This is a genomic window from Actinoplanes sp. GCM10030250, from assembly GCF_042666575.1.
GTDB lineage: Bacteria > Actinomycetota > Actinomycetes > Mycobacteriales > Micromonosporaceae > Actinoplanes.
This window is the reverse complement of sequence record NZ_JBHTDO010000005.1, coordinates 261,134-276,744: the sequence shown is the minus strand read 5'-3', so window position 1 is coordinate 276,744 and position 15,611 is coordinate 261,134. Positions and strand designations below refer to the sequence as shown.

The following is a 15,611-nucleotide window of genomic DNA, read 5'->3' as shown; positions in this document are numbered from 1 at the left end:
GACACAACTGACAGAACCTCGGTCAGGCAGGGGTTGTGTCAGTTACGTCAGTTCTGTCAGGCCGGTTATGAGGCTCGGCGCGCGTCGAGCTGGTGCACGGTCGCGGCCGGTTGGTGGACCTCGGGATGGACCAGGAAGCTCGGCGAGGGTGGCCGGCCACCGGCCCGCTTCGGTGCGGGTGGGTCGAGCTGGCGGAGGTAGCCGTGTGCTTCCAGCACTGCCAATGCGGGATCGAGATCAGCCATAGTTTTGATCTGGCTGCACTGCACTGCCCGAAACGCTTCCCGCTTGGTCAGCGCGCTGGTGTTGGTGCGCTCAATCCACGTGAGCAAGAGCCGTGCGTTGCGGGTGGCGATGTCGGCGCCCATGTCGTCGAACGCGCCCAGGGCGTGAGCTGCGTAGAACTCGCCGATCCGTGCGGCGCGGTCGATGGTGTCGGCGCCGATGGTGCTGTTCCAGCCGTTGCGGGGATGCTCGGCGAGGTGGAGCAGGCCAGCGATCCGGACGACCGCTCCGGTGTACTTGCTGCCCCAATCGACGATGTGCGCCCATGCGCCGCCGGGTGCCAACCGCGGTTCTACCTGGCGTTCGATGTCCAGCACCCGTTCGTTGGCCTCGGACGTGAGCACCAGAACGGCGGGATCGGTCCACTCGGCCAGTGAGAGCACCAGGGAGTGGAGGTTGGCCGCGTACGTGGCTGCTACCTCGGTCGGGATGGGATCGGTGCCGATCCTGCGACGTCCGACGGTGTTCTCGGGCAGGGCGAACAGGATTCGGGCGAGCAGGCCGAGTCCGCGGAAGCCGGGCATGCCGGCGATGTCGCGCAGGATCTCCGGTTGCACCGCGAGTCCCATGGTCAGGGCTGGTTTGTCGACGTGTTCGGCTTCCCGTGAGCGCCGGTCGACGCGCATCAGGTCTCCGGCGTGTCCTTTCAGGAACACTTCGAGGTTGGGTGTGCCGGAGTAGCGGCCGGCGATGGTCGCGAAGATGCCGCCTTCTGGCGAGAGCACGGCGAGTCGGCCGCCTTGCTCAGCCAGCAAAGATGCTGCCGTTTCGCTGGTCACGTCGTCGGCGACCAACCGCGGCTTGACCGGAACGGTGATCGCCTCGGCGTTCATGGCGGCGGCTGTGGCCTCGGCGATCAGGGTGTCTCGGCCGGACATGTCGGCGTTGGCGGCGGCGATCGCGGCCTTTTCGGCTGCCTTGCCGGCGACCTTGGCCGCTAGCTCAGCCTCGATGATCGCAGGGGCGGTGCGTTCGATCAGAGCCCTCTCGGCGGCCAGGATCGGCGCGACCATCGCCGCGAACACGGCGGATTTGCGGGAGCCAGGTGGCAGGACCACGACGGTGTAGAGGTTGGTCGGCTCCCGCCACGATCCGCGCACTTCCACCTCGGCCCGGCCGCCGGCCGCTGTGGACAGGGCAGCGAGGGAGAGGCTTCCGGCGAGATCAACGGGGGTCTGGGTGAACTCCGCGACCGCGCATACGTGCTCCGCCAACCAACCTGGCAGCAGCTCCGCGGGGAACGTGGGCAGGTGCCGACCGCGACCGAGGGGAATCAGTGCGGGCCATCCGCCCGGCACCTCGGCGTCGTCGAGCATTGCGCGGCCGGTCGCCACCAGCTCGGCCGCGTCGGCACCCGAGGCGGCGAGCCGCGTGAGCTGGCTGCCCAGGTCGGCGACTTTTCGCCGCTTCGCCAGGTCGGCGACGATGCCCGCGTAGTGGCCAGCGTTCGCCGCTGTGGGTACCGCTTCAAGCAGCGTGTGTAAGTAGGGGACGCCACCCATCCTGGCGAGATCACCGGACTCGGCAACGTGAGTTGCCACCGTGATCGGATCGGTGGGGATGCCGGCCGCGTGCATCTCGCACATGGCCGACCACAGCCGCCCGTGTGTGGGCCGGTAGAAGTCTTCCGAAGTTAGTGCGGCGGCGAGGTCCTGCATGAGGTTAGGGGCGAGCAGGGCGGCACCGATGACGGCCTGTTCGGCTGCCAGGTCGTACCCGGCAGAGGTCATAAGCCAACTCCAGTCCAGAAGCAGCGGGTACGGGTTAGACAGAGCGGCCGGTGATCGCGCGCCGCTGGTCATGGCCTGACAGCCGCACGAACCGGGGAGCCACTTCGGTAAGCAACTCGCGCATCAGATGCAGGGCGGTTGCGAGCTGCGAGCGGGCAACGTCGTCGCGGGCGTGCAGCGGAATCCGCGCTCGGATCTCGACGTACTCCCGGTTGCCGGCGCGGATGCGGGTAAGCCATGCCCGGCCGCCGATGCCATCAGCGGTGATGTCCGCGCTGCGGTGCTCAGCGACGCCGCATCGGTGGTCGCCGGCGCACCAGTCGGTGTGGGGGATCTCCAGCCGTGTGAAGCGACCCATGATCCGAGCCATCAGCGGGCGCCTTCCCGATGGCGACGTGACAACTCGTTGTAGATCCGGCGGCCGGCGCGGAGCCGAACGCCGGTGCCGTCGCAGCGTCGGCAAGCGCCCCGTGCGCGGCCGAACCGGGAACGGACCGTGCGGGTTCCGGAGCACTTGCCGCACTTCCGGAAGGGCTTGACCCAACACACAAGCGAGTAACACAGGGTGACAGCAGCAAGGACGGGCAGGAGGGCGATAGCGGTAGTGAGCTGGGGGTTCAGAACAGCCTCCAAGGCCGGTTATCAGGCAGGACGGGCTGTGAGCTGCTAACTACTAGCGCGCAGCTCAAGATCTTGATCAGGTGCTAGCGGAGGTGCTAGCGCTAGCAGCGCGAGCTACTAGCGCTAGCACTCTCAGACCGGTCAGCCGTTCGACCGTCGCCGGTCACGCTCTGCGATCGCGGACAGGAGGTCGGCATGCCGGATGCCACGCCGGGTGACCGACTTACCGTCGATACGCCGGCCGATGTCGGCGACCTTCACGACCGGGTGCGGCTTGAGCGCGGTGGACACCTGGGCGGCTTCCCACCCGCCGTAGACGTCCGGCCGCAACTCGGCCAGCCGCGCGCACAGCGTCTCGTTCCACGAGGACTTCTCGTCGTCCGGCCAGACACGCGCCAGGTCGTCAAGCACGTCATGCACCGGGCCGACCTGCCGCGCGTTCGGGAACGTCGGGATGTTGCCTGCGGCGGTGCGCATCGCGACTGCCCGCGCGACCAGCGGCGCGGCTTTGTTGGTGTCCACTTCGTAGGAGCGGGCTGTTTCGACCGGGCCGAAGCCTCGGAGCACGCCCCATCCGGCGTCGTCGACCGGGACGAACACGGTTGCCCGGTATCCCTGCTTGTAGGCAGAGGTACCAAGGATCATGTCGTTGGCGGTCTGGTCAGCGACGCTGAGGCAGAACCGGGAGTTGACGTTGCGGGTGATGCCGGTCGGCAGGCTGTCCTTGTCCGGGATCTGCGTGCCGATCAGGATGATCACGCCCAGCGCGCGGCCGAGCTTGATGACCTTCTCCAGGATCTCTCCGGCTTCCTTGCCATACTTGCTGGTCATCAGCTCTTGCAGCTCATCGAAGAACGCCACCAGCGGGTGCAGCCCTGAATCCTTGAGCGACGCCAGTTCGGGAGTGACCTTGTTCTCCGGTGCCTTGCCCATCCGGGCGTAGTGCGCGATGCGCTTGGACCGGTTACGGCACTCGTCGTACAGCCACTCGATGAACGCGAAGCACCGGGCAAGGGTCTCGTCGTCGAAGCCGTTGCCGTACTCGGCCAGCACCGGTTCCAGGACTGCGAAGTCCCCCACGCCCTTCAACTCGTAGCCGCGTAGTTCGCAGCGCGGATCGAGGGCGGCGGCCAGCACCAGGTCGCGTAGCGCGAACGTCTTGCCGGAACCGGGTTGTCCACCGAACAGCCAGTTCCGGAACATAAGGCTGACCGACACCGTGTCCAGCTTCGGCGTGGTCGCGAACGGGAACGCCTTGAACACGTCCACCTTGGCGGACTCGGACAGCAGCGGCCACGGCGGTTGTTTCATCTGCGACGCGGGTTCGTAGCCGACCCACAGCGCTAGCCGGCCGGTGTGTCCCGGTGCCGGCGACGGCCAGACCTGATCGAGCGGCAGCCGCATCGCTGAGGCGAGCTTGCCTCGCCGGGCAACCACCTCGGACGCTTCCACCCCGTACGGCAGATCGACGATGGCGAGGTGTCCCGGGCCGTCGCGGTGGATGTCTACCGGGAAGCTGATGGCTTTGGCGTCCTTGCTGACGGCCGAGTTGATCGCGGCCATCTGCAACGAAGTCAGCGCCCGGCGCACCAACTCCGCGGTGAGCTTGCGGTAACGGTTGCCCTCGGACACCCGATCGGTGATCGGCTTGTCTGCCGGGCGGCCGAGCGTGGCCAGCAGCGGCACCGCCACGGCGAGCGCGACGTATCGCCACCAGGTCGGGCCGAACGCGAGCACCAGCGCACCGACCAGAACCGCGAGCGCGCCGAAGCCGAGTACCCACCAGCGCCACACCGACTGTCGTTGCCGGCGGGCGTCGAGCTTGAGCCACACGTCGGCCTCACCGCGCGTCGCGGCGGCCTGCCGAAGATCCCAGTTGCCCTCTTCCGCGCTCGCCCAGTGCAAGGCGCGGCCGATGCCACGGAACAGGCCAACCGGCGCCCACACCGCAGTTTTCGCTGCGTACTTCGGTGCCCGGACGCCGTGATAGGCGAGCAGGTACCCGGCATCCTTGCTCTGATGCTTCGCAGCGGCCCTAAGCGCGCGCCACGAACGTGCCCAGTCCGCCAGGATCGGCCGGCGCTCGCGCTGGCGGAGCTGGACGTCGGCGGGGATGTCCTCGGCCCGGTCGACCGGGCCGCCGTCAGCGGGCGGCCGGTCGTCAATGCTTTCCGCGTCCTCGGACTCGGCCGGATCGAGGTCTGGCGGGTTCGCAGGGCCGGACCTGCGGGTTCGGGCCTCGGCCAGGTCCACTACCTCGGCGGAGACATCAGCCTCAGCAGCAGTCCAATCGAAGTTCTCCGGGGTGGGATCGGTGCTCACGCGCGGTCCTCCGATCGGGCGGTCATGCCCGGGTTCGTGGGGTGGCTGGTCAGCGGCTTCGCAGAGAGGTGAGAGCAGTGATTGGTGTCCGCCCGGACGGTGTGGTTCACCGGACAGTCCAGGTGACTCGATGCGGGATGTGCGAGAGCATGAACAGACCTCTCCTGGTCTTTCGGGACTGACGGAGGGCCGGCGGCACAGCACGGTTTCCAGGCCTAAGGGCTGTGCCGCCGGGCGGATCTACTGGTGCGACTTGTGCATCAGGTGAGCGAGACCGGCACCCATGCCGAGCACGGCGACCGGGATGCACGAGACGGCGGCGGTGATCGGCCACGGGGCAGACGTCCAGCCGGCTGTGACCATCAGGTGATAGGCGATCTGCCCGAGTCCGCCGAGCAGCAGCGAGGCGATCGCGGACCACATCGCGAAGTTGCGGGCGATGCCTTCGACCAGGCCGGAGAGCCACACATACAGCGCGTACGCCGCGTAGGTCTCGACACCGATCGGCAACGTGATCGCAGTGTCGATCTGGAAGTTGTCGGCGATGCCGGGCAGCGGCGTGACCTTGCCGAATCCGGTGAGCCGGCCCATCTCGACCCAGCCGCCCCAGATTGCGACGAACGCGGGCAGGCACAGGATCAGCACTGGCCAGGTGATCGGGCGTCGCCGCTTCGGCTCTGCCGGCTGTTCGGCCGCCGGAGTCGGCGCGGCCGGCTCGGCGGGCCGCAGCGAGGGATCGAGCAGTCGCGCCATCTTGTCGTCGATGACGATGCGGTCGGGCAACTCCGCCGGCGTTGCCGGCTCGGGCACAGGTACCGGAGCGGCCGGGGCGGCGGTTAGCTCGGTCAGCAGGTCGTTCGCCTTCTTCGCACCCACGTTGAACGTGGTCATCAACTTGTTCCGGCTCGGCACCGTGCCCAGCTCGGCCGCCAGCTCGCGAGCGTGCGGGAGCAAGTCAGCGACGGCGCGCGGGTAAGCGCTGCGGGTAGTAGTCGCGGCGGTCATCAGGCCACCGCCTTCCGAACCGTCGCTGCGGGCGTCGCCAGATCGGCCGCCACGCGGGTGACGTGTGCCTCGGCCCGGCGCAGACGACGCCAGTCCAAGACGGTCGGGCCGCCGCGATGGGCGGCGTTGATAATCGTGATTTCGGCGTCCAAGACGTCCAGCTCAGCGGCGATCAGCGGCCACTCAGCGTCGATCACGGCAAGCTCGGCCGGCGACGGACCGTCGAGGTTCAGGTGATGCGTCCTCACAGGAATGTCCTCCAGGTTGGTTGGCCAGCACGGCGTAGGAGCCGTGCCAGCCAGCAGAGACAGGGGGTTGGTGATGCACGGACCGAAGCCGTGCGCGGCGACCTTTTCGGCGCACGGTGTGCGCTACGGGGAGGTGCGGCCCACTGCATGGAGTTGTCAAAAAACGAGTCGGACCCAGCGGTGTCATGGCGTTCGGCAACTCGTGCCGCCGTTCCCGTCCTTGCTGGCCTGGTGTTGCGGTCATCACGTCCTTCGTGATGCAGCTAACCTAACAACTGTTAGATCCACAGGTCAACTGTTAGGCAATCTGTTTGGCACAAAGTCCGTCTGAGCTGGTAGAGAAGACAAGACTGTTAGGTCGTTGATAGGCTGAGCCTGTCGCTACACACCCGCTACGAGCAGGGAGCACGCCATGCCGGCAGGCACCGACTCCACCGCGACCCCGGTGGAGTCCCGGACACGTCAGGTAGCGCGCAACATCCGAACCGCGATCGATGCCGGGCAGCTCAAGGACGGGCAGGCCCTTCCGTCCACTCGCGAACTGGCCAAGAAGTGGAACGTCAGCGTCTTCACGATCAACGAGGCAATGAAGCTGCTCATCGAGGAGGGCCTTGTGATCAGCGAGTCCCGTTCCAAGCGCACCGTCCGCGCGCCGGGCCAGCGCCAACGCAACGAAGTCCGGACGTCGACACCGCACGTGATCCTGATCGGTGGCTACGCCGGCAGCGGCAAGAGCGAGCTGGGCCGCATCATCACCCGCGAAACCGGATGGCCGATGATCGACAAAGACACGATCACCAGGCCAGTCGTCGAAGCCGCGCTCGAAATGATCGGGCTGTCTCCGAACGACCGCGAGTCAGAGTCTTACCTGACGCTCATCCGCCCGCGCGAGTACGAAGCCCTGATGGCGACGCTGATCGAAAACGTCGAGTGCGGCAACAGCGTGATCGCAACCGCCCCGTTCATCCGCGAGTACACCGACAAGGCATGGATCGACCGCACCCGCGAACGCCTCAGCGGCCTCAACGCCACGATGACGCTGGTCTGGGTGCACTGCGACGCAGAGACGATGCACCTGTACCTGCGCGGCCGGGGCGCAGCACGCGACGCCGGCAAGCTGGCCGACTGGTCCAGCTACCTCAGCAACATCACGATCGGCTTCCGCCCGAACGCCCCGCACATCGTCGTTGAGAACTCAGGCTCAAGCGCACCGCTTCAGCAGCAGGCGAAAGACCTGATTGCATCGGTGACGAGCGACGGAACAACGACCGAGGGCAGCCGTGCCGACTCTTGACGACATCTTCGCCGGGCACCGGGTGATGGTCATCCTCCGAGGGTTGCCATCACCCGCTGCCGCAGTCGAAGCTGCCAACCACGCTTGGGACGCAGGCGTTGAGCTGGTGGAGGTCCCCATCGGCCAACCTGGCGACACAGACAACCTGGCTGCCGTAGTCGACGCCGGCACGTCTAGGCGGAAGCTGGTCGGTGCAGGAACCATCATCAGCGACGAACGACTCCAAGACGCTCTCGCGGCCGGCGCGCGCTACACGGTTGCTCCCGGCCTCGACCTCGGCGTGATGACAAGAAGCCAACGAGCCAGCCTTCCCCATCTGCCCGGCGTGGCCACTCCGAGCGAGGTGCAGCAGGCTTGGTCCGCAGGATGCACATGGGTAAAGGTCTTCCCCGCAAGCACGCTTGGTCCGGCGTGGTTCTCCGCCATCCGCGGACCATTTCCTGACATGAGCTATGTAGCGACCGGCGGCGTCAACCTGCCCGACGCGCCTTGCTACCTCACCGCAGGCGCCAACCTAGTTGCGTTTGGAGCCTCGGCCGTGGCGGCCGAGCGGCGAGCTGCTCTGGCAAACCTCGTGCAGAAGCCGCCGGAATGAACGCGCCTACCTGTAGCCTCCGACGCCGCGCTGACCGTACGGCGCTACGGAGCGCTCATCCATTGGTTGTGGCGGAACGCGCCTCAGGGGGCACAGCCGAAATCCGATCATTTCCCGAAGAACCGTCACCAGGAATGATGCAGACGGAAGGCCCGAAGCAAATGTCGGTTGCTCCGGGCCTTCCGCCTCGGCCACGGGCGGACTACCCGCCACGCTGTCGTTCGCACTGTACCCATGCCCGTACATGCACGTCCAGAGACGTCTAGACCGGTACATCGCCGGACAGGCCCGATACTGCGCGTCTAGCGTCGTTCTCGTGATCGATCATGAGGGCATGACCCCGGTGTACGTGCAGGTGGCGGACCTTATCGCCGCCCGTATCGCCGCCGGTGAGCTTCCGCCCAACCGGCCGATCCCAAGTGAGACCGCAATGCAGCAGGAGTTCGGGATCGCGCGTGGCACTGCCCGCAAGGCAGTGGATCTTCTTCGCGAACGCGGTCTCGTAGCGACGGTCCCGGGCCGTGGCACCTTCGTATTGCCGGCATCTGCGCCCTAGCTCGCTGAGGGCGATCCGCAGCGCACCACGTCCTGCCTCGACCCCACCCGTGGTGGTGTGGATGGGCTGCTTCGATTCCAGTCATTCGAGCTTCCTGGGCACCTAGAACATGCGTTCGACTAGCCTGATCCCATGGTGGTGTTGGCGCGGTGGTGGAACGGGGTGTGGGGCCGCGTTGCCCGGCGGGATATCTGGCTTTCGGCCAGCTACCGTGTGACCGCACGGCAGGGCGACTCAGACAGCGGCAGAGTATTGCGGTGGGACTTTGACTCTGAAGCCGAAGCACGCGCCATGATTGACAAACTGACGAAAGCTCACGGACCGGGCGAATGGCGCGAGATGGGGCAAAGGCGATCCCACCTGGGGCCTGATACAGGCCCAAGTTAGGGCTCGGCACTCGCGAGAGCGGGCCAGGGCGCCCATCAACCTATTGGCCACCCGTCGCGTCAACCGCCCGCACCAACTGGCCGTTCGAGCACAGAACGACAGGTTTACTGAATCGCACATAGGCCCCGCGACCATGACTCCGATGCCAATTAACTGCCCTTCCCGGAATAGTCGTTCGACTAGTAAAGATCGCTATTAGGACAGCTACCCGAACGATCATTTTGCCGACTTCCGCCACCAAAGGGTTGCAGTGGATATCGATAGTTGAGAGTGTCAGAACTGGTCACCGGCGCGCCCAGAAGCCCGGTCGAAGACGGTTCGCGGGGATATCGTTCATGTCGGATGATCAATTAGAGGCGCTCGCTCGCCTGGCCAAGGAGAGCGATTCTCTGCTGCGGGCCGCGCGCATGGCGGCGCAGGCGCAAGCCTCCGAAGGCATTGACTCATCCGAATCAGTTTCTGTGGCGCTGGACACAGAAGGCCGAGTCGCAGCGGTGACGGTAGCCGCCGACTGGCAACAGCGGCTTGGCGATGAAGAGATGGCGGCGGCCGTGGCCGAGGCCGTTCAAGACGCTTCGGTTCGCCGACTCGCTGCCTGGGGAGCGGCGTTCGAAGACCGAAGCGGATCGGTCGCCGCCACGTGTACTCGTGACCCTGGCGCCGCGAATGTGGATGAGCTGCGATCCGAACCCGCCGAGATGCAGCGACGATTGCAGGCTGCCGTCACCAGAGACCTGTCGCCGGAAGACCGTACTGCTGCGCTGACCGAGCTTCTGAGGATGCTCGAAGCGGTCGAGCGCGGCATTGATGATGTGTCTTGCAAGCTCCCCGCCATCCTCAGCCGAACCCATACAGGCCGCAGCTCCGATGGCCGTGTCGCAGTCACGGTTACTGGGGGCGGCGAGGTCCAGTCCGTTCACTTCGACCGCCGGCTCCTGCGGGATGCCCACGCGACCACCATCGGGCGACAGGTCACGGGCGCCTTTCGAGCGGCATACAAAAAGGCAGCCGCTGACGGCGTGCAACAGCTGATTGCGGACAGCTCACTCGGTGAGTTGCAGCAGGCCACGCAGGATCCGTTTGGCCTGGCACGCCGACTGCGAATGACCGACTGATCGGACCCAACTCACCCCGCGATGAAGGAGGCGCCGCCGATGACCTTGAGAGCTGCACTCGACGCGTTGCGCAAGGACTCCGCGTCATGGGAACACGCTGCGTCGGTGACCGCCAAGGCCGGCGACGAAGCTGCCGCCCTGTACCTCGGCGCAGTTGATCTCTCATGGGCGAGCTTGCCCAGCGGGCTTCTGAACACCTACATCGAGTTGCAGAACAAGGCTGTGCGCCTCCTCGGTGAAGCCACTCAGGTCTATACCGACCTCAGCCTCGCCCTCGACAAGGTCGCCCTCAGCTACGAAGTCAACGACGAACAGGCGGCACAGGAGTTCAAGGGGGTGTGGGAAGTCCGTGACTAGTGCAAGCACCGAAGCGGCCCTACTGGAACAGATCCACTCGACGCTGACTCGAATCGATGGCAAGACGGTTGAGTTGCAGCGCGCCATCGACGGGAAGCTGAAGTGGCTACCCGGACCGATCCAAGACGGCGTGGTCACCGGCTGGAACACCTTCTGCGAAGTCATGCGGCGCATGTGGGACAACCTCAACACGATGTTGTCCAGTATGGGATCACCCTCCAAGCTCTGGACGACGGCCGATGCATGGAGTGATCACGTAGGCGTCCCCGTCAGCGGCCAGGTGCAGACAGCAGAGGCCGGCCTCCTCCTGACCGACGACAACTGGGATGGCGACGCAGCGGACGCCTACCGTCAGATGTTGCCGCTCCAGAAAGCGGCTCTGGACAAGATCAAGTCAGCCATCACCGACGGCCTCTCCACCGCGCTCAGGGAAGTCGCGCAGGCGATCGTCATCTTCTGGGGTGCACTCGCTGCTGCGTTTGTAGCGTTAGCCATCGGCCTCACCGGCGCACTCGGCTCCTCCGCAACCATCGTTGGGTTGCCAGCTGCGCCGATCATCGCAGGTGGAGCAGCCATCGCTGCGTGCACGTCGATGATTATCGGCGCGGAGAACTTGAAAAGTATCTGCGCGTCAGCCAACAGCACCCTGCGCCAGAAGTTCGATGACTCAGCATTCCACGGCGGCCATTGGCCGCCTGCGGTGAAGGGCTGATTCTGCATGACGGCTGCGCGCACCGGCGGTACGAGCAATCTTGTCCTGGCGACGCTGTGCGGCTTGGTAATGGTTGGCGATATCGCCCTGGCAGCGATCGGCTCACTCATGTGGAGCGCATACCGACAGGGCAGCATCGAGGCTGCCGATGCAGCCTCCTTCACCATGCTCGCTGCCTCAGCATGCGTGGGTGCTGTGGTGGCCCTCCTAGCAGCCATCGCCCTGGCACGTGGGGACCGCGGCCATAAGCTGGCACAGTTTGCCAGGACCGTCGCGTTACTACGGCTGGTGGCGTTAGCCGTCGCGATCGTGGTCATCGCTCTGACACTCGGCACTAAGGCAGTTCTCGGGCTAGCCGCCACGTTCGGCATCCTCCTCGCGGTCGGCGAGGCCCTCGGCATGCTGATCGTGGTCGGCGTGGCAGTTCGCCGCACCCGTCGGCATTGATTCCCAGGTAGTAGCCCCCAACTGATCCGTTAAGCCGTTAGCGATGACAGCCGTCGAAACTGATTGTTGACACCGACCGGTGAGCACATGCTGCACCAACTCAAGGCATCCCTGCGGGCCGCCCACCTGGCCGGATCTTCCCGGCCGTACCCGCCCACGGCGCGAGCCGACGTCAGGCGACTGGCGCTGCTCCTCGGAATCCTTAAGCGGGCCCAAGGCACGACCGATTACTTGCTGTGCGGGTTACCCCGCTGCCTGAGCCGATTCCGTTCCTGGAGAGAACACCTATGCTGAGCGACCTCGACCCGTCGGCGTCATTGTTCATCGTTTTGTTGCTTTTCGGCGCTGGCTTGGCTGTGCACTACTTTATCCTCAAGGCAGCAATCCGTAACGGTGTCATCGAGGCCCAGGGCAAAGACCTCCGCCGCTTTTGAAGTCGCCCCTTCTGGGCCCACTGGCGGCCTTCGGCGGCATCGGTCGGCGCGCTGGCCGATGCTTCGAGGATCGGCGGTAACACGGCCGTCGCGGGTAGTGATGTTGGCGACGGTTCGGGAGCGTGCTCGAGGGTGCCGTTGTGAGCGTGGTCCCCGGATTACCGTTGGGGAACGCGCGATGCGTACCTGCGCCTCTGTAACAGACGGCAGTAGTCAGTTATGGCGCTTCGTGCCCTTCGTAAGTCCCATCGCTACCCCAGTCCCTACTTGGATCGATTGCAGTCGCGCGAGCAAGGTCCGCTTCCGCTTCAACCGCTCGATGCAGATCACAGTTCGCGCGCCATCGATAAGCCAAATACCACGCATCGTTGGGGTCGAGTTCGATGGCCTTGTCAAGGTCGGTGAGGGCTTGCTCGTAGCATTTCATCAGACGGTAGGTCTCGCCGCGGCCAGCGATGGCCCAGTCTGACTTGGGATTGAGATCGATGGCCCGGTCGAAGTCGGCGAGGGCCTGCTCGTAGCGCTTCATCGCGCGGTAGGTCCGGCCGCGGCTGGCGATGGCCCAGGATGACTCGGGGTCGAGGTCGATGGCCCGGTTGAAGTCGGCGAGGGCCTGCTCGTAGCGCTTCATCGGGCGGTAGGTCAGGCCGCGACCGACCATGGCCCAGAAGTACTTCGGATCCAGTTCGATGGCCCGGTCGAAGTCGGCGAGGGCCTGCTCGTAGTCTGCCATCATGTGGTAGGTCCGGCCGCGGCTGGCGATGGCCCAGGATGACTCGGGGTCGAGATCGATGGCCCGACCGAAGTCGGCGAGGGCCTGCTCGTAGCGCTCCATCGCGCGGTAGGTCTCGCCGCGGCTGGCGATAGCCCAGGATGACTCGGGGTCGAGATCGATGGCCCGGTCGAAGTCGGCGAGGGCCTGCTCGTAGCGTTCCATCGCACGGTAGGTCAGACCGCGACCGACCACGGACCCGAAGTACCTCGGATCCAGTTCGATGGCCCGGTCGAAGTCGGCGAGGGCCAGCTCGTAGCGTTCCATCGCGTGGTAGGTCTCGCCGCGGCTGGCGATAGCCCAGGATGACTCGGGGTCGAGATCGATGGCCCGGTCGAAGTCGGCGAGGGCCTGCTCGTAGCGTTCCATCGCACGGTAGGTCAGACCGCGGCCGGCGGTGGCCCAGTCTGACTTGGGGTTGAGTTCGATGGCCCGGTCGAAGTCGGCGAGGGCCTGCTCGTAGCGTTCCATCGCGTGGTAGGTCTCGCCGCGGCTGGCGATGGCCCAGTCTGACTTAGGGTTGAGTTCGATGGCCCGGTCGAAGTCGGCGAGGGCCTGCTCGTAGCGTTCCATCGCGTGGTAGGTCTCGCCGCGGCTGGCGATGGCCCAGTCTGACTTAGGGTCAAGTTCGATGGCCCGGTCGAAGTCGGCCAAGGCCTGCTCATAACGCTTCAACCAACGGTGGGACTCGCCGCGCCGCTCATACGCAACACTACGGTCGGGGTCCAGTCTAATAGCCTCGCTGAAGTCCGTAATTGACTTCTCGTCGCGGTCGGCATAGTAATGTAGCCGCCCTCGTTCCACGAGAGCAGCAGACCTTGCGTCGGAGCTGAGCAAGGAGTCATGCAGTAGTTCGGTCAACACGTCCACGCAGTCGGGACGCTGCTCATCGAGACATGCCACCAGGCATTGGCCACGCTGCTGAACTCTGTCGTTGCCGGCATCATGTCCGGCCATTCGGATCATCTCAGCCCATCGACGGATGATAGCGATGCCAGCAACCGCTGCATCAACCGCCGACTCAAGTGCAACCGACAGTTTGCCGGATGGATCGGCGCACAGGCCGTGGTATGTCTCTTCGAGTCGGTGATGCAGCCATGCCGAATCCGACCAGTCCGCGTCAGCACGTACCTGCTGACGCCACTGTTCGTGCGCCTCGGCCAGCTGGCGGTGCGCAGCCCGCCAGTTTTGAGCCGACTGCACCCGCTGCATCCGGACCATCGGTGCCCTTACAACGTCGTGATACTCGAAACGCCCTGAACGTGTCGCCACAAACGGCAGGGTCTTGAGCCAGTCAAGGGTTGCCCTACCGTCCAAATCTGGTGCCAACACAGACAGCACATCAGCGTCGATCCGACGGGGAAGCGCACCCGTCATCACGGCCTCGCGCCGCCGCGGATCATGCTCCCACTTCAGGAACCGCTCGACAGCTGTTCCGCTCGGATCACCCACTTCATCGGGATCTGTCGGATGGCCCTCGGCAAGCATGGCGACCAAGAGTGGTAACCCTCCGGACAGCGTCCACACTGTCCGCACGACTTGCTCGGAAGTGACCGCCCTAGCGGCTAGCAGCTGCCGCGTTTCAGTCTCTGTAAACGGGAGTAGTGGGACTGCAGCGATGGCACCCAAGAACTCTGTCCACCCACTGGCACCTAACGGATCTCGACCGGCCACCGTCAACACCAGAGCGGTCGGCGGATCGCCGAACCGCCCATGCAGGATGTCTAGTAGCCAACCGTCAAGCACCGGTGCGGTGCGCTCGTAGGTGTCGAAGAACAACGCCACCGACTGTTGCGTCGCAGCCTTGCGCAGTCCTTGCAGGAAGAGCGGCGTCAGCTCCTCCACCGGATTGAGTAGCAGGCGCACATCTCGGCTATCGGAAAACTTAGCGCTCAGGTATACGCGAACCTGGTCCGTAGCTTCCGCTGCTGCCTCCGCATCGACAAGCTCCACGATTGGCGCAGCACCAGGCAGGGCTTTGGACGCATTCAACCCGATCTTCACCGCGGCCCGGGTAACTTTGCTCCAGGCGGTAAGTGGCGCCTGGGGATCTTGCGCCATCTGCTCGCGCCGGCGATCGAAGTCTTCATACTTGCTCAAGAAATCGTTGAAGGGCTTCCCGAGCTGGCCGGCCAACGCCGCCATGGTCTCGGGTACCCCGTAGATGTGTTCATCCGTGTAGGCATCGACGGCCCCCTCCTCGCGGGCGATCCGTCGAAGCTGTTGGAGCAGGAATGTCTTTCCTACGCCGCCGTCGCCGTGGATGTTGAAGATGAAGCGCTTGCGTTCGACTGGAAGCCGAAAGTTCTCTCGAAATAGCCCTATATGCCCATCCCGGCCCACGAACCAGGCTTGTTTCCTTCGTCGAAGGATGTCCAACAGTGAATCGGGCTCAGCCACGCGCCTCTCACCTCCGTAACTCCTTCATCTTGACCTAGATAGGCGAATTTGGCAGCAACGTCCCACGAGGCAGCAAGCGGACGTTGCAATCGCCAGCAGCGCTCTGCGGCTTGCCGCCGAGTACCGCGGTAGGGGTGTCGTGGGCCTACTGAGCGCCGCGTTGGCCGACAAGGACTATTGGGTCGAGGCAGCAAGTCAAGACCGCGGTGAAGGCACTCATGATCGATTAATCCGCAACCACTTCGCTCGATACCTATAGACTCAGTCGAACGCTGTCAGATCTAACAAGAGTTTCCGCAGCCTAGCTGACATCGGCGCAGTTGTATCAAAC

Annotated in this window: 14 protein-coding genes; 8 read left to right on the top strand and 6 right to left on the bottom strand. The window is 65.1% G+C overall.

Annotation, left to right across the window (positions count from 1 at the left end):
• Positions 1–65: 65 nt before the first annotated feature.
• The 5 genes from ACFQV6_RS10655 to ACFQV6_RS10635 all read right to left on the bottom strand — a co-directional run bounded on the left by ACFQV6_RS10655 (position 66) and on the right by ACFQV6_RS10635 (position 6,211).
• Positions 66–2,015, bottom strand: coding sequence for a DUF3987 domain-containing protein (locus ACFQV6_RS10655; RefSeq protein WP_378027218.1), 1,950 nt, complete (start codon positions 2,013–2,015; stop codon positions 66–68).
• 34 nt (positions 2,016–2,049) lie between these two features.
• Positions 2,050–2,385, bottom strand: coding sequence for a hypothetical protein (locus tag ACFQV6_RS10650; protein WP_378027217.1), 336 nt, complete (start codon positions 2,383–2,385; stop codon positions 2,050–2,052).
• A 392-nt stretch (positions 2,386–2,777) separates the two neighbouring features.
• Positions 2,778–4,958, bottom strand: a complete 2,181-nt coding sequence (locus ACFQV6_RS10645; RefSeq protein WP_378027216.1) for a cell division protein FtsK — start codon at positions 4,956–4,958, stop codon at positions 2,778–2,780.
• 240 nt (positions 4,959–5,198) lie between these two features.
• The gene (locus ACFQV6_RS10640) at positions 5,199–5,963 is read right to left on the bottom strand and encodes an ABC transporter permease (RefSeq protein WP_378027215.1); all 765 of its coding nucleotides are present in this window, start codon (positions 5,961–5,963) and stop codon (positions 5,199–5,201) included.
• Positions 5,963–6,211 (bottom strand): DUF6284 family protein, encoded by a 249-nt coding sequence (locus ACFQV6_RS10635; protein ID WP_378027214.1) that lies wholly within the window; start codon positions 6,209–6,211, stop codon positions 5,963–5,965. Before ACFQV6_RS10635 ends, ACFQV6_RS10640 begins: the two co-directional genes overlap by 1 nt.
• 412 nt (positions 6,212–6,623) lie before the next feature.
• Between ACFQV6_RS10635 and ACFQV6_RS10630 the strand changes: the two genes are divergently transcribed.
• From ACFQV6_RS10630 to ACFQV6_RS10595, 8 genes are all read left to right on the top strand, one after another.
• Positions 6,624–7,505, top strand: coding sequence for a GntR family transcriptional regulator (locus ACFQV6_RS10630; RefSeq protein ID WP_378027213.1), 882 nt, complete (start codon positions 6,624–6,626; stop codon positions 7,503–7,505).
• Complete coding sequence (locus ACFQV6_RS10625; RefSeq protein WP_378027212.1) at positions 7,492–8,100, top strand: bifunctional 4-hydroxy-2-oxoglutarate aldolase/2-dehydro-3-deoxy-phosphogluconate aldolase; 609 nt, start codon at positions 7,492–7,494, stop codon at positions 8,098–8,100. The genes ACFQV6_RS10630 and ACFQV6_RS10625 overlap by 14 nt, the downstream gene beginning before the upstream one ends.
• 316 nt (positions 8,101–8,416) lie before the next feature.
• Complete coding sequence (locus ACFQV6_RS10620; RefSeq protein ID WP_378027211.1) at positions 8,417–8,656, top strand: GntR family transcriptional regulator; 240 nt, start codon at positions 8,417–8,419, stop codon at positions 8,654–8,656.
• Positions 8,657–9,378: 722 nt separating this feature from the next.
• Positions 9,379–10,158, top strand: a complete 780-nt coding sequence (locus tag ACFQV6_RS10615) for a YbaB/EbfC family nucleoid-associated protein (RefSeq protein ID WP_378027210.1) — start codon at positions 9,379–9,381, stop codon at positions 10,156–10,158.
• 39 nt (positions 10,159–10,197) lie between these two features.
• Positions 10,198–10,515 carry a hypothetical protein gene (locus tag ACFQV6_RS10610; protein WP_378027209.1) on the top strand — a complete coding sequence of 106 codons (318 nt, stop codon included), beginning with the start codon at positions 10,198–10,200 and terminating at the stop codon, positions 10,513–10,515.
• Entirely contained in the window at positions 10,508–11,227 is a 720-nt protein-coding gene (locus ACFQV6_RS10605) for a hypothetical protein (RefSeq protein ID WP_378027208.1), read from the top strand. The genes ACFQV6_RS10610 and ACFQV6_RS10605 overlap by 8 nt, the downstream gene beginning before the upstream one ends.
• A 6-nt stretch (positions 11,228–11,233) precedes the next feature.
• A complete protein-coding gene (locus ACFQV6_RS10600; RefSeq protein ID WP_378027207.1) occupies positions 11,234–11,674 on the top strand; it encodes a hypothetical protein in 441 nt (146 codons plus the stop codon).
• 287 nt (positions 11,675–11,961) lie between these two features.
• Entirely contained in the window at positions 11,962–12,108 is a 147-nt protein-coding gene (locus tag ACFQV6_RS10595; protein WP_378027206.1) for a hypothetical protein, read from the top strand.
• Between the two features lie 217 nt (positions 12,109–12,325).
• Here ACFQV6_RS10595 and ACFQV6_RS10590 read toward each other — a convergent pair whose 3' ends face one another.
• The gene (locus ACFQV6_RS10590) at positions 12,326–15,280 is read right to left on the bottom strand and encodes a tetratricopeptide repeat protein (protein ID WP_378027205.1); all 2,955 of its coding nucleotides are present in this window, start codon (positions 15,278–15,280) and stop codon (positions 12,326–12,328) included.
• Between the last annotated feature and the right edge of the window lie 331 nt (positions 15,281–15,611).

Coding starts and splice junctions, on each gene's coding strand:
- ACFQV6_RS10630 (WP_378027213.1), top strand. CDS start 6,624: ATGCCGGCAGGCACCGACTCCACCGCGACCCCGGTGGAGTCCCGGACA.
- ACFQV6_RS10650 (WP_378027217.1), bottom strand. CDS start 2,385: ATGGCTCGGATCATGGGTCGCTTCACACGGCTGGAGATCCCCCACACC.
- ACFQV6_RS10610 (WP_378027209.1), top strand. CDS start 10,198: ATGACCTTGAGAGCTGCACTCGACGCGTTGCGCAAGGACTCCGCGTCA.
- ACFQV6_RS10615 (WP_378027210.1), top strand. CDS start 9,379: ATGTCGGATGATCAATTAGAGGCGCTCGCTCGCCTGGCCAAGGAGAGC.
- ACFQV6_RS10655 (WP_378027218.1), bottom strand. CDS start 2,015: ATGACCTCTGCCGGGTACGACCTGGCAGCCGAACAGGCCGTCATCGGT.
- ACFQV6_RS10600 (WP_378027207.1), top strand. CDS start 11,234: ATGACGGCTGCGCGCACCGGCGGTACGAGCAATCTTGTCCTGGCGACG.
- ACFQV6_RS10640 (WP_378027215.1), bottom strand. CDS start 5,963: ATGACCGCCGCGACTACTACCCGCAGCGCTTACCCGCGCGCCGTCGCT.
- ACFQV6_RS10595 (WP_378027206.1), top strand. CDS start 11,962: ATGCTGAGCGACCTCGACCCGTCGGCGTCATTGTTCATCGTTTTGTTG.